This is a genomic window from Paraburkholderia metrosideri, from assembly GCF_904848625.1.
Taxonomy (GTDB): Bacteria; Pseudomonadota; Gammaproteobacteria; order Burkholderiales; family Burkholderiaceae; genus Paraburkholderia; species Paraburkholderia metrosideri.
Genome location: NZ_CAJHCP010000014.1, coordinates 226642 through 239563 on the forward strand (window position 1 = coordinate 226642; position 12922 = coordinate 239563).

Genomic DNA, 12922 nt, shown 5'->3' on the forward strand with positions numbered 1-12922 from the left:
GAAACGGCAAAGCGGAGCAGCGGGACAGCCCGATCGACATGGACAACACGGCACTGCGTTATTTTCTCGAAGTGGCACGCAGCGGCTCACTTAGCAAGGCATCGGAGCGACTTTACGTCGCCGTGTCGGCTTTGAGCAGGCAGATTGCGAAGCTGGAAGAAGAACTCGGTGCCGCGCTGTTCGAACGGCGGCCGCGTGGGATGGTGCTGAGCGATGCCGGGCGCTTGCTCGTCGCACATGCGCAGCGCAGCCTGCTGGACGCCGAGCGCGTCACCGAAGAGATTCACGGGCTCAGCAACGGCGGCAGGGCGACGATTCGTATCGCCAGTTCGGAAGGCGTGGCGGCGCATTTTCTGCCACAGGTTTTCGCGCGCTTTCTGAAGACCCACCCAGCCACGCATTTCCAGCTCGACGTGTCGGCCCCGACCATTGCGACGCAGCGAGTGCGCGAAGGCAGCGCCGATATTGCCGTGTGCTTCAGCATCGCGCCGGAGAAAGACATCAACGTCGTGTATTCGCAGCGCGCGCCAATCTTCGCGCTGGTCAGGCGCGCTCATCCGCTGGCTGCGCGCGAGTGCGTCTGCCTCGCTGACCTGACACCGTGGCCGTTGGCGATAGACCACCAGGGCGTAACGTTGCGCCAGTTATTCGATATTTCGTGCAGCCTGGAGGGGCTCGTTTTCGAGCCCGTGTTCGTCAGCAACTTTCATGCGGCGTTGCAAAGCTTCGTGTTGCAGACCGATGCCGTCACACTGACCGCGTTCCTGACCGTGCGTAGCCGCCTGCAGGCAGATGGCCTCGTTGCCGTGCCGATCAGCAATCCCGATTTGCATCAACGCACGCTCCAGATCCAGACCATGGCGGGTCGTACACTCCCCCAAACGGTCCAGGCGTTTATCGAATTGCTGACAGGCGCGATCGATAATCCTGCTTTGCTCGACTGACGCCGCGGGAGCGTGCATCCGGTGATGGCATAGGCACGCGCTCATGTCACGCTGCGATGTGCAACTACATGAATGTCCGCTACCGCGAGCGATGGGGAAGGGCAACGCCATTGGACTGTCGCAATCAGGTTGGCTTTTTCTGGCGACGCAGATGTCTTGAACCCGGGTAATGTCCACCGGGTGCATCGTTCGATTGCCCTTTTGATCGTATGGCAAGCGGCGCGCGATCCTACGCGCGCCATCATCATTGGGAAAGGAGCCGCCGAACGCGCGGGATCACCTCTTCAGCAAAGCTGCGCATGTCGGCTTCGAAAGGCTGAAACTGCAGCATGAAAAGTTCGACGCCCGCCTGGTGGAACGCAGCAATGCGCTGCGCAACGACATCGTAGTCGCCGACGAGGCCCGCAGCCGTGCCGCCATTCGAACCAACCCGCGGAGATTGTGCGAAGGTTTGATGCATCACCGCCTTCGAATCGATGTTGACCTTCTGTCGCTCGCGCAGCGGCTTGTCCAACTCGGCGAGCGCAAACAGGTGGGCGAGATGAGCGTCAGCCTGTACCTGCGTTTCCCGTGCAATCACGAAAGCCGACAGACCGAAACGCAGCGCTGCCTGCCCGGCCGGGCGCGTGCGAGCAGAGACATCCGTGATCAGACGCGCGACATCGTCGGGCGCCTGGCCGTTGATGAACCACACATCGCCCTGCGCCGCGACCAGTTCGCGCGCCGGCTCAGATTCGCCACCGACATAGATGCGCGGACGCGCGCGAAACGGATCAGCGGGCTGCAACTGATAGTTGTCGATATGAAAATTGTCGCCATGATGATTCACGGTTTCGCCGCGTAATAGCGCAGAGACGACTTCAAGCCATTCGCGGCCATACAGATAGCGCGCGTCGTGCTCCGGAAAGCCGATGCCTGCACGTTCGAGTTCAGGGCGATTCCACGCGTTCACCACATTGATCGCAAACCGGCCGCCGCTAATGTGTTCGATTTGCTGGGCCATCTTCGCGAGCACGACCGGGTGATAGAGATACGGCTTGATCGCGGTAATGATCTCGATGCGCGAGGTCAGTGCCGCCAATGCTGCCGATGATGTCCAGGCCTCGAGCTGATCGAGCGAAGGGTCGTGCGGATTGATGGTGTGCTGTGCCACCAGCACCGAATCGTAGCCGAGGCGCTCGGCCTCCAGCACGAGCGACTTATTGCGGGCCCACGACGCGTCATAGGGTTCTGCGGGATCCTGCAACGCGGCGCGGCTGCCGTGCACGAGTGCCCAGACACCGAAACGGGGAAGTTTGACTGACATCGGTTTGATAGGCGGGGAGGCGGAGGAGAGAAGCCGACATGCTAGCGCTGCTCGCGGACGCGGCCTTCCAATTTCTAACGATATGGAATTGACGGTTAGGTATTAAGAAGGAGGGCGGACCTTGTGTTGGCTGAACGTTGGGCGGGGATGGGCTTTGGAGGGACGTGGGGACTGCTGGTCACGGGCTTCGAGGTGGGCAGATGGGGATCTTCGTCGTGTACGGCCAAGGCGCGAATTGGCAAGGCAGTAGATGCTTTATACACGACATTATAACTGTAATGTCGTATTTTCTATTGATTTGGTTAAAAAGTTGACATTTTACGTAATAATATTATTGAGTTAAGGCTGTCGAATTTCCTGCGCGCCGGAGGTTCTTGTCGCCGGCGCGGCGCTGGACTTGGGTATCGGGCGAAGGCTACGCGCGCCGAAGCACGCGCATTGAACGGCGACGCGTGCGCGCTACTGGCCGCGCAGGTCGAGAGAAAGGAGTGGGAAAAGGCGCTGGGTGAAGCTCACATGCAGCGTTTGGCGCTGAAGGCCGAGTTCGAAAGGAGCAGGGCGGCGCTGGCCGCCATCGAGGGATTGGAAAAAATGTCCGCGTTATTCCCGCAGTTCAAGCCGGCGCGGTAATTGCCCGATTTGTTGGAACACGGTTAGCCAATCTTCCAGATGCCACGTCTTCGCGACAAGATCGCCCCTCATTTCGTGGAAGGAATGAATGGCAAAGCGAACGGGCTTTGAGGTTGCCGCAATGCCCATCAGCGGCCCGGTCTGGGTACCACTGACTTCCGCTCGCACACCGACGCGGTTGCCATGTATCAGGAGGTCGTGGATTTCAATCTGCATGTCGGGAAGGGCCGCCGCGATGTTCCGGAAGATCGCGGCCATCTGGTCCGGGCCGGGCAGCGCCCCTTTGGGTTCTGGAATGTATTCCCAGTCAGGGGTGACCACTTTTCGCAACATCTCCAGATCATGGCGCGAGAATGCCTCGTATAGGCGTTCAATCCTCGCTCGCGTCTCCGTCTCGGCAATCAGGTTCGATGTCATGGCTATCTCCGTTGCTGGGTCACGTGTCATCGGCTAGCAGGCTTCCTGCATCTTACGACAATGGAGTGCCCAGCCGCTTTGCCACCTGTCCCGCACTTACTCGGCCACGCACTGACGCGCGTCGAGTCTGCTCAGCATCGCTTCAAAATCGTCGATGGGAAGCGGGCGGCAGAAATAGAAGCCTTGATAGGCGTAGCATCCCGCTGCCGCGAGGAAGTCACGTTGAGCCTCGGTCTCGACCCCTTCGGCGATCACGCCCAGGCCGAGACTGCGCGCGAGCGCCACGATGGTTTTCGCAATGACCGCATCGTTGGGATCGACGAGGACATCTCGCACGAATGAACGGTCGATTTTCAACTGGTCCAAAGGCAGGCGCTTCAAATAAGAAAGCGACGAATATCCGATACCAAAGTCGTCTAGCGAAAAAACCACGCCTCGTGCTTTGAGCGCACCCATCTTCTGGATGATGTCCTGCACATTGTCCACCAGCACGCTTTCCGTCAACTCCAGCTTCAGTCGGTCCGGCCTCGCGCCGGTTCGACGCAGGATGGCGAATACCTTGGCCACGAAATCAGGTTCGCGGAACTGTTGGGCGCTGACGTTAACCGCAATCGTGAGATCGGCCATGTCCGGCCGCGTCGCCCAGCGTGCCAGTTGTGTGCAGGCCTCCTCCAGAACCCAGCTTCCCAATGCGAGGATCAGTCCGGTTTCTTCAGCGAGTGGAATGAAGTCGGCGGGCGGCACGATACCGCAGGTGGGATGCTGCCAGCGCACCAGGGCTTCGGCGCCGGTGATGCGGCTGCCGTCGATCTGCGCCTGATAATGAAGCAGGAATTGATCGTCTTCGATTGCGTTGCGTAACCCCGCTTCGAGCGCAGCCCGCTCCACCACGACGGTCTGCATGTCCGGTTCGAAGAAACGCACGGCATTGCGACCGCGCTCCTTGGACTTGTACATCGCGAGGTCGGCCTGCTTCAGGAGTTCATCCATCGAGGCCTGATGTCCTCTGAACACGGTGGCGCCGATACTCGCCGAACTGCGGTATTCGATCTCGCCAAGCCGATAAGGACTGCCCAGAACCGCGAGGATTCTGCCGGCCACGGCGTCGGTCTGGCGCGTCGCTTCCTGTCGGTTGTGGTGCAGATTTCCCAGCACGACCACGAATTCGTCACCGCCGACCCTGGCCACCGTGTCGTTCTCGTGTACGCTCGCCGCCAGACGTTGCGCCACTTGCTGCAGCAGCAGATCGCCTTTGTCGTGACCCAGGGTATCGTTCAACGTCTTGAAGTGGTCCAGGTCGATGAACAGCAGCGCGCCGCAGGCTTCATTGCGGGCGCTGACCGTGATCGCCTGCTTCAGGCGGTCCAGCAACAGCGTACGGTTGGGCAAGCGGGTCAGCGCGTCGAAGAAGGCCAATTCCTTGATGCGCTCTTCCGCGATCTTGCGTTCGGTAATGTCGTGATGCGTGCCGACATAGTGGCTGACGATTCCATCCTCGCTCATCACCGCGGAGATCGTGAGCCATTTCGGGTACACGTCGCCATTCTTGCGACGATCCCAGATTTCCCCTTGCCATCCGCCGGCATGCTGGATCGTTTCCCACATCTCCTTGAAGAATGCGGCGTCGTGGCGGTCCGACCGAAGCACCTGCGGTGTCTGGCCCACGATTTCTTCGGCCGTATAGCCGGTGCAGTCGGTGAACGCCGAGTTCACGCGCAGGATCGTGGCGCTGGCGTCGGTGATCATCATCGGCTCCATCGAGTCGAAGGCGACAGCGGCGATTCGAAGCTCAGCCTCGGCCTGCTTGCGCTCGGTAATGTCTCGACCGCTCGTGCGAAAGCCGATGAAATCGCCCCTCGCATCGGTAATCGGCACCCAGGATGCGGAAAGCCACATCAGCGAACCGTCCTTGCGAACGCAGCGAAATTCGAGGTCGTCGCCGCGCAAGCCTTGTAGTGCGTTCTTAAATTCAGGGGCGACGCGCGGGATATCTTCCGGATAAATCACCGTGCCGGCGAAGTCCCGCAAGGTCATGCACTCGTCGACCGTATATCCGATGTACTTTTCCACTGCCGAGTTGATCCAGCGTGGCTTGCCGTCAGGTCCCCACCAGATCTCCCAGTTGACCGTACAGTCGGCAATCGCGCGGAATTTCTCCTCGTTCTCGCGCAACTCCCGGGTCATCGCCGAGGCAAGCCGCATGGCGCGTCCGCGACCCGTCATCATGAGCCAGGTGAGCAGCGCCAGCAGCAGGCTCAGGCCCGTGCCGATGCTGGCGATCAGGAACGACGCGTTACGGCCGAAGCGTGCGTTGAAGTCGTCCTGCGCCGCCATCGAGAGTGTCCAGTCATGTCCGCCGACGACCAGATATTCGTTCGCCGACATATTCGCAGCCAGATGATGGCCGGGCGCCTCGGGGGTTTTGTGCAAAAGCGCGGCGGACGACGGCTCGACGCCATCGTAGATCGCGATCGTGAGACCGGGCGGCTGCTCGCCGTACAGACTGGCAATCACGTCGTGCATACGGAAAGAGGCGAAGACCCAACCCACCAGATGCGCGCGCCGCTCGGCGACGCTGTCTTGCGACTGGCCTCGCGCGTAGATCGGCAGGTACATGACAAAACCGGGGTGCGCCTTGGCTTCGGCATCCACGGCCAGGCGGACCTTGCCCGACAGGGTTGCCATGCCGGTGTCGCGCGCCTGCTCCATCGCGCGCCGCCGCACGGGGTCGGCCCACGCATCGAAGCCGGGCGCCGCGCGGTTGATGCCGATATACGGCTCGCGCTGGATGATCGGCGCGTAGTTGTCGCGCGAGCCGGTGGGCTGGATCACGTAATCAGGCAAGCCTTGCTCGCGCATGGCGGCCACGTGGCTGGCCTTTTGTGCGGCCGGCACCCACGCGACGATGCCGATGGCCTGGATGCCGGAGAAGTTGGCGTCGAGATTAAGCGTGTCGACATAGTCACGGAACCGGTCGCGGCCGATTTCGCCGCTGGCGGCGAACAGGCTCTGCACGCCGCGCAGCAGCAGCTCATACGTGCCCATACGCTGCTCGATCCGGCTGACGGCGTCGCCCAGCGCGAAGTCGAACTCGCTCAGGAGTTCGTGACGGGACGCTTGCCGCTCGTGGTCCCAAAGCATCCACGTCACGCTGAGCGCAGCGGACAGGACCAGGAGCGGGAGCAGGACGAGGCGCGTCCAGTTCACGGTGGCGTCGGGAAATTGACCATCGAATCCGCGAGGTCGGGTTTGAAATATTTTTCGAAGATGCGCCGGACCGTGCCGTCCGCGCGCATCTGATTCACGAGGGCGCGCCACTTTTCACGTTCGGCTGGCGGCAGCCCTTTCTTCGACATGATGAGGCCGTGAGGAACGGCAGGGTCGTCGAATTCTACGATGCTGGTTACGTCGCGGATTTTCTTTTCGTCGATCGCAGGGTAATCGAAAGGCTCGATGATCATGCCTTGAATGCGCCGCAGAATCAGCGCCTGATAGAGCGGGTCCAGACTGCCGGCCTGACTGACGCGGTTTTCGGCCGATAGCGCGTCGACCAGCTGATTGGCCGACTCGCTGTAGCGGAAGCTGCGGATAACACCGAGCTGAAACTGGTCGTTGTGCTCGAAATCGGCCAGATGCTGGATGCCAGCATCCTTGCGCACCAGCAAATAGTATTTGTCGCTGAAGTACCAGGCGAAATCTGCGTACTGGTTACGCTCGTCGTTGGTAATGCCCGACAGGCTGAAGTCGAGTGCGCCGGATTCAATCAGCTTCCAGATCCGGGCCCGCGACATCAGGCTGACTCTGACCCGGCAACCGCTCCGGCGGATCAGTTCATCGGCAAAGTCCTTGTCGATCCCGCTGTCTGTGTCGACGGAATAGAGCAGGCCGTGATCGTGCAAAGCTAGCGTAAATGAGCGTGAACATTCGGGACCGGCGGCCATAGCGCTGCCAATACAGCTGAGTGCCAGCAGTAACCCGCCCATGCAATGTCGAATCACGATGTCTCCCTCGCACGAAGAGGACTTTAATACCACATTCAATTTGGCCAATCATGATGCCGACGACGCATCCCGCTATTTGGTTACTTTGAACGAGAATGACGAGATCGCATTTTTGCGGACTCGCCGGCTTTCAACTGCCTGACACGAAAGACGGAATGCTCGAACCGAAAGCGCTCTTCACGCAATATCGGCAGTGCGTTGCAGTTCTTGAGGGGGCGCCGTTATTTTTTTGCGGGTTATTGCGCGGATGTCCGTTCCTGACGGATGGCGTCCGCACAACCTGGCGCGCGGGGGAATGCGGGGTGGCAGATGTAACAGCACTGCCAGCCAGATACAAAGTGAAAGAGTTTGGCGATGCGCGGTGTGCGAAAATCGCGACTTTCGTTCCTGGCTGTCGATTCAGACGTGCTGTGGGCTCTTGCGGATTCGGACCAGAGCCGACTCACAGACAGCAGACAGCGGGAACAAAGCCGTTTTCCAGGTCAATTATTTTGTAACGCATGAGGTGAATATGTTTGGGCGCTGTGTGGGAATGTTGTTGCTGGCGGGGGCTTTGCTCTCATTGACGGGTTGCAACACCGTGGCTGGCTTCGGTCAGGATATCTCGGGGGCGTCCCGGTCTGTTCAGCGCGCGCTCTGATGCTGGATAAGCGCGGCGCGGCTTAGCGGGGAGGCGGTGCAGACCCCGATTGGCCGCGTGGCTCATTGCGCGCGCGTGCTCACTAGCCGCGCGTCAAGCGGCCTGCAATGCCGCTCTATCGCCGCTTCACCGCAATCAGCGGGAAGAAAATTGGCGGTTACCCATCCCGCCGTAGTTCACCGTTTTCAGCCTTTACGGATCACGTTTTAATCAGCGCGGCCTATCGGCGCCTCGAGAAGACAACCAAACTCGCGTGCAAAGTCTACGGATACGCGCGCGTGAACCGCGCCCTGTTCGTCGAAGAAACGCTGCGTCCCTTCAAGTGTGAAAACACCTTCATGCCAGATGTCTGGATGAATGTAGAGGCCTTGCCGTCCATCAAAACGAAAGCAGACGAATTTCTCCGGCGCGATGTCGTCACCCGGCAATGCCAGCGGGACATAGAACGGACGATGGTCGAGAGGAAAGAAAAGTTGTCCGCCATCCGGGTGATAGTTCGCGTGCCATAACAACATGCGTTCCGGCGCATTCGCGTGGTCTTCGCGGGCGGCTTCGGGTTCTGTCGCGTACGCGAGAATATAGTTGCCGCCCACTGCTTCATTGCGGCCGTAAAGAATATCGCCGCGCCATTCGCTCACGAAGACGCCCTCGGTCGTGCCTGCTTCGTCGCCGGTGCCGGCATCGATGGGCCTCGATCCGGTTGACGGCCACTGCACGATTTCGATCGCGCAATCGTCCGGGTTCGCTACGAGGCGGCCGTATCCTTCGAGCGTTGCTGGCGTTGCGTCGACGACGGGCATCGGCACGCGGCGCAGGCCGGAGGGGAGGGCGGGGTTGAGGTAGTCGATTTCGTTTGGCATGGGGAAAGTCTACTTGAGTCAGATGACGCGTTGAGGCGGGGCGTAAGTCATTATCCTTGACCCGCTCATCGAAAAAAACGGTGCTCGACACGATTCTTTGAGGGATCGTGTCCCATCCAGACGTGAAAGAGGGGAGGCGAAATTTCTGTCACAACGGCACAGAGGCGGATTGACGCAATGAATGCGCGAAGCGCCGATATTTTCGTGCTGGTCTGCGTCAGCGCATCCTGCATTTTCTTTTTTCCTCTGAGTTAGTTGATTCGGTCAAGGCGATCCATCACCCGACCTACACGGTGACAGTCAACGCGAACGGTAGCCGAAAGAACGACACTCCCGACTTATGTTGTCAAGGCCGGTCATTTGGCTCGTCTTTGCACCCGCGTCATTCCAATACCGTTTTTAACCTCTAACAAGCGTTTTTTTGCACGAATTTTATACGGCGGCCGCTACGCTATGAACTCTTCATAAAGAGACGCGGCTCGGCCGCCCTGCATGATGCCCACTGCGCAGCTACAAGTAATCAATGCGACGCCGGTTACTACCCGGCAACCCCAGAGCAACAACGTCCTGACGTTTCCTTCGCACCGTGTGTTGTTACCCGTGACGCTGTTAGCCGACACGGAAGAAGAATCGCGGTCGCAACTGGGAGCACTCCTTCATTCGCCGTCAGGCGTTTACGTCACACGCACCGAACGCTCCAGATCTCGCACTCACGTCTGGTTCGACATCGCGCGAGACGACATGCCATTCATGCTTCACACGCTGATCACGACCTTGCCCGAGGCAATCATCGGCGCAGTCACGCATCCCGCTGCTTCGAAGGAGGGCCATTGATCATGGTCTCAGGCATCTGGTTGCCCATCGTGACGCCGTTTCGCAGCGGCGAAGTCGACCTTGAAGCGCTCCGGTATCTAGCCGCTCACTATCTGCGAACCGGCATTAGCGGCATCGTTGCGCTAGGGACGACCGGAGAGGCAGCGCTGCTCTCGGAGGCCGAGCGGCTTGCCGTCGTCCAGACGCTCACCGACGTGCTCGGCTCCCGTCTGCCAGTGATGATCGGCGTCGGCGGACCGGATACGCGTCAGGTTATCCGCGAAATTCAGCGCTATGAACATTGGGACTGCGCGGGCTTCCTTGTGTCCGCCCCCTCGTATATTTGCCCGGACCAATCGGGCATACGCTGGCATTTCGAGCAGGTCGCGCAAGCCACCAGGCGCTCCGTCGTGCTTTATAACGTGCCTCATCGCACGGGCGTGAACATCGAATGCGAAACGGTCGCGCAGCTTCTCGAACACGACAACATCGTCGCCATCAAGGAGTGTGTGCCCGCGCACTTCAGCCCATTGAGCACGCTGCCGCTCGATACGCTGTGCGGCGTTGACGAGGCGTTCCTTGATTGCCTGGCTGTCGGCGGAACCGGCGGAATCCTGGCGAGTTCGCACGTTCTTGCCGATCTGCTCGTCGAAGTGCAAGACCTTGCGACCGACAACCGTCCAGCCGAAGCGCGGATGCTGTTCGACCGGTTGATCCCGACCATTCAGCTGTTGTTTTCGGCGCCCAATCCGGCTGCGATCAAGTCATTGCTGGCGTTCGATCATCCGGTTTCCGACGAAACACGCATGCCGATTGCACCCGCATCCGCGCGTCTGGTCGAGCGCCTGCGCAGCGCGCGCGATCAGTTGCAGGATCTGCGAGCCGAATTCGAACTGTCGGCTCAATGACGCCGGCGCGCACGCGTCACATCATGTAGATCAAATGGATTGACCGATGCAAAAATTGAAGCTTCAAACCACGCTGAAAATCAGGGGATTGGCGAAAGTCACGCTGTTCGCCATTCTGATGAATCAGGTTTTGACCACGGCGTTTTCGTTCTTCGTTCAGAAAGTCGATCCGGCCGCGCCGGAATCAATCGTTCCACTTTTCAGCTTCGTCACGACGATTCTGCTGGCCACATGGATTCAGACGGACGCAAGACGTGCTTATATGCAGGCCTCGAAGCAGGGCTGTATCAGGCCTGTGAGCGAGTCGAATCCGGCTTTGCACGTCGCCCCTGACTGCCCGAAACGTTGGCTCGTTATTCTCTACATTGAGATCAACCCCGGCATCGTCGGACTGTAAGCGCATTCATTGAAGCGGGACCGACGGCCCGTTCGGAACGGGGTCGTCTTCATCGGTTCGCTGCGTGCTGAAGGGCGTCGAGCGGCAGCAGGTCCTGGATGCGCAGCAGAAGATGGCCGACAAACATCATGGCGGCATTGCTGAATACCAGCGCTATGCGATAACGGTTCCAGTTCATCTCTTCGCGTCATCGAGACGCCGCACCGGCGCACATATAACCCCTAAGAGAATCTCCCGCAGATATTTTCGCTACTGTATGGGCGGGCGTGTCAAACAACGCAGAGCGAGGGCGCTTGCGCTGTCGCTGTCCCTTGTCGCGTTTAATGGTTACGCGGCGGCATCCTCAGTACGAGATAACCGTAATGCGTTTTGATAGGTAAGGGGACGCTCAACGCTCGAGTCTTTTATCCAAAGCAAAACGCGGCGAGTCAGAGAACACCGAGCACAATTTGCGGCGCGTCCGGGAACTGACGTTGCGTCCCACATAGGGTGACGCAATAAAGAGAGCTTGCGCGGCGGCAAGGGTATACAGTGGTGAGACCGTCCATCGTATTTGGACCGGCCTTTCAGATCCAACTCGCGCAAAGCGATCCGATTGATTGAAGGCTATCGTTGCGTCGACCTATTCGCCCAGCCGGGGCCGCAAGGCCCAGTCGAGGCATCTGTAACACTGGCGAAACCGAAGGTTGTCTTTCATGCACCGAGTGATCACGTATCGCGGTTTCGAGATTGATATCCGATTGACGCTGGCCGCTCAAGACATGTATGACGTGACTTTTCAGATTAGAGGCGGCACTAATCTCGAAGTGCTCGGCGAGCGAGGAAGCCGCATACCGCTACGCAACGGCCCGTTCACGGAACGATGGGCCTATCTGGTGGGCGAAATTGCCGGGCAAGCCGCGATCGACGTGCTGCTCGGCGTAGCTGAGTGAACCTCTTTTTCTTCGACCCGGCGTGCGTGGTTGCTCGTGCCAGGCCTTACTTCGAACGGACAAACACCATGAACGACCGATTGGTTGATGTAATAGACGGTAGCGGCAGCGTGCTGCACACGTATCCGATTACGCTGGGTGAGTCGAGCGAGGTCGCCGAGGACTCGGCCTATCAAGCGAAGGCGTTGGAAGCGGCCGCGCAGAGCCGGCTTGTCCCTGACGCGGCTCTCGGAACCCTGACGGCCCGGATGCATACGGGCCGGGGCGGTCAGATGGCGCCCTACGGCGATGACCTTCAGTCAGATTCGGAAACGAAGTTCGGTCTTGATCAGGCGGTCCGGGAGCGCGCGTACCTGCTATGGGAGAGTGAAGGGCGCCCAGATGGGCATGCGGATGAATACTGGCATCGCGCTTTCGACCAGCATCTTCGGGAACGGGCCTATGTTTTGTGGCAACAGGAGGGACGTCCCGAAGGACAACAGGATAAGGATTGGCTTCGGCTTGTGGATTTCCAATCTCATTGATCGCTGGTCAGCCGGAATATTGCCGCTGCGTGTGGAGCGCCATTTGCGGAAGTAATGTGCGCTTTAGTCGCCCCTATGATCACAGGTGGTCTCGACTGTACGCGGTGGCCTGTGAGCATCGAACGCGCTGCGCGGTACCTTGCCCAAGCGAGGCACCCGACTGCGATAGCGCACCGTCAGCCGCTCAACCTGACGCACGCTCAGCGCAAGGCGGTCCGCTGCCTGACCTGGCTTCAGACGCCGCTCGCAAACGGCCTGTACCACCTTCAACCGGTCCAGCTCGGTCATCGACATGGTGATCGTCCCAATTGCGTTCAATGGCCAGCGCTCCTCAAGGCATGCTGGCCATCAGCCTGAACCCGCAAACACGACATTTCAATTTAGCGGAAACACGACATCTGAACTTTGGACTAACAAGCAATGTCGAGGCCAGATTCAGATGTCGGGGTTTGGACTTTTTAGAAATGTCCGGTTTTGAGGTTCAGAAATCTCTATGTTAGAGGGCTTTTAAGCACCGAGCCAACCCGCATTCCGGCCGTTGCCAGAATCG

12 protein-coding genes are annotated in these 12922 nt (G+C 59.4%); 6 read left to right on the forward strand and 6 right to left on the reverse strand.

Going from position 1 to position 12922, the window contains the following annotated elements; genetic code table 11:
• Positions 1 to 38: 38 nt before the first annotated feature.
• On the forward strand, positions 39 to 944 hold the full coding sequence (locus LMG28727_RS28075; RefSeq protein ID WP_201645581.1) for a LysR family transcriptional regulator: 906 nt from the start codon (positions 39 to 41) through the stop codon (positions 942 to 944).
• 244 nt (positions 945 to 1188) lie between these two features.
• Here LMG28727_RS28075 and LMG28727_RS28080 read toward each other — a convergent pair whose 3' ends face one another.
• A complete protein-coding gene (locus tag LMG28727_RS28080) occupies positions 1189 to 2250 on the reverse strand; it encodes an LLM class flavin-dependent oxidoreductase (RefSeq protein WP_201645582.1) in 1062 nt (353 codons plus the stop codon).
• Between the two features lie 438 nt (positions 2251 to 2688).
• On the opposite strand from LMG28727_RS28080, the gene LMG28727_RS28085 reads away from it, so the two are divergent.
• Positions 2689 to 2880 (forward strand): hypothetical protein, encoded by a 192-nt coding sequence (locus LMG28727_RS28085; RefSeq protein WP_201645583.1) that lies wholly within the window; start codon positions 2689 to 2691, stop codon positions 2878 to 2880.
• Here the strand turns inward: LMG28727_RS28085 and LMG28727_RS28090 are convergent.
• The 4 genes from LMG28727_RS28090 to LMG28727_RS28105 all read right to left on the reverse strand — a co-directional run bounded on the left by LMG28727_RS28090 (position 2851) and on the right by LMG28727_RS28105 (position 8798).
• On the reverse strand, positions 2851 to 3297 hold the full coding sequence (locus LMG28727_RS28090) for an ester cyclase (RefSeq protein ID WP_201645584.1): 447 nt from the start codon (positions 3295 to 3297) through the stop codon (positions 2851 to 2853). The genes LMG28727_RS28085 and LMG28727_RS28090 overlap by 30 nt on opposite strands.
• A 96-nt stretch (positions 3298 to 3393) precedes the next feature.
• The gene (locus tag LMG28727_RS28095) at positions 3394 to 6504 is read right to left on the reverse strand and encodes a bifunctional diguanylate cyclase/phosphodiesterase (protein WP_201645585.1); all 3111 of its coding nucleotides are present in this window, start codon (positions 6502 to 6504) and stop codon (positions 3394 to 3396) included.
• Positions 6501 to 7280 (reverse strand): substrate-binding periplasmic protein, encoded by a 780-nt coding sequence (locus LMG28727_RS28100; protein ID WP_407945877.1) that lies wholly within the window; start codon positions 7278 to 7280, stop codon positions 6501 to 6503. The genes LMG28727_RS28095 and LMG28727_RS28100 overlap by 4 nt, the downstream gene beginning before the upstream one ends.
• Positions 7281 to 8144: 864 nt before the next feature.
• The gene (locus LMG28727_RS28105) at positions 8145 to 8798 is read right to left on the reverse strand and encodes an ureidoglycolate lyase (RefSeq protein WP_201645587.1); all 654 of its coding nucleotides are present in this window, start codon (positions 8796 to 8798) and stop codon (positions 8145 to 8147) included.
• Between the two features lie 836 nt (positions 8799 to 9634).
• On the opposite strand from LMG28727_RS28105, the gene LMG28727_RS28115 reads away from it, so the two are divergent.
• Positions 9635 to 10519, forward strand: a complete 885-nt coding sequence (locus tag LMG28727_RS28115) for a 4-hydroxy-tetrahydrodipicolinate synthase family protein (RefSeq protein WP_201645588.1) — start codon at positions 9635 to 9637, stop codon at positions 10517 to 10519.
• Between the two features lie 46 nt (positions 10520 to 10565).
• On the forward strand, positions 10566 to 10916 hold the full coding sequence (locus tag LMG28727_RS28120) for a hypothetical protein (RefSeq protein ID WP_201645589.1): 351 nt from the start codon (positions 10566 to 10568) through the stop codon (positions 10914 to 10916).
• A gap of 49 nt (positions 10917 to 10965) precedes the next feature.
• Here LMG28727_RS28120 and LMG28727_RS34595 read toward each other — a convergent pair whose 3' ends face one another.
• Complete coding sequence (locus LMG28727_RS34595; RefSeq protein ID WP_201645590.1) at positions 10966 to 11094, reverse strand: hypothetical protein; 129 nt, start codon at positions 11092 to 11094, stop codon at positions 10966 to 10968.
• Positions 11095 to 11611: 517 nt separating this feature from the next.
• On the opposite strand from LMG28727_RS34595, the gene LMG28727_RS28130 reads away from it, so the two are divergent.
• The gene (locus LMG28727_RS28130; RefSeq protein ID WP_201645591.1) at positions 11612 to 11848 is read left to right on the forward strand and encodes a hypothetical protein; all 237 of its coding nucleotides are present in this window, start codon (positions 11612 to 11614) and stop codon (positions 11846 to 11848) included.
• Positions 11845 to 12372: a DUF2934 domain-containing protein gene (locus LMG28727_RS28135; RefSeq protein WP_236592428.1), complete on the forward strand. Its 528-nt coding sequence runs from the start codon at positions 11845 to 11847 to the stop codon at positions 12370 to 12372. Before LMG28727_RS28130 ends, LMG28727_RS28135 begins: the two co-directional genes overlap by 4 nt.
• Positions 12373 to 12922: the final 550 nt, after the last annotated feature.

Coding starts and splice junctions, on each gene's coding strand:
- LMG28727_RS28075 (WP_201645581.1), top strand. CDS start 39: ATGGACAACACGGCACTGCGTTATTTTCTCGAAGTGGCACGCAGCGGC.
- LMG28727_RS28080 (WP_201645582.1), bottom strand. CDS start 2,250: ATGTCAGTCAAACTTCCCCGTTTCGGTGTCTGGGCACTCGTGCACGGC.
- LMG28727_RS28090 (WP_201645584.1), bottom strand. CDS start 3,297: ATGACATCGAACCTGATTGCCGAGACGGAGACGCGAGCGAGGATTGAA.
- LMG28727_RS28100 (WP_407945877.1), bottom strand. CDS start 7,280: ATGGGCGGGTTACTGCTGGCACTCAGCTGTATTGGCAGCGCTATGGCC.
- LMG28727_RS28105 (WP_201645587.1), bottom strand. CDS start 8,798: ATGCCAAACGAAATCGACTACCTCAACCCCGCCCTCCCCTCCGGCCTG.
- LMG28727_RS28115 (WP_201645588.1), top strand. CDS start 9,635: ATGGTCTCAGGCATCTGGTTGCCCATCGTGACGCCGTTTCGCAGCGGC.
- LMG28727_RS28120 (WP_201645589.1), top strand. CDS start 10,566: ATGCAAAAATTGAAGCTTCAAACCACGCTGAAAATCAGGGGATTGGCG.
- LMG28727_RS34595 (WP_201645590.1), bottom strand. CDS start 11,094: ATGAACTGGAACCGTTATCGCATAGCGCTGGTATTCAGCAATGCCGCC.
- LMG28727_RS28130 (WP_201645591.1), top strand. CDS start 11,612: ATGCACCGAGTGATCACGTATCGCGGTTTCGAGATTGATATCCGATTG.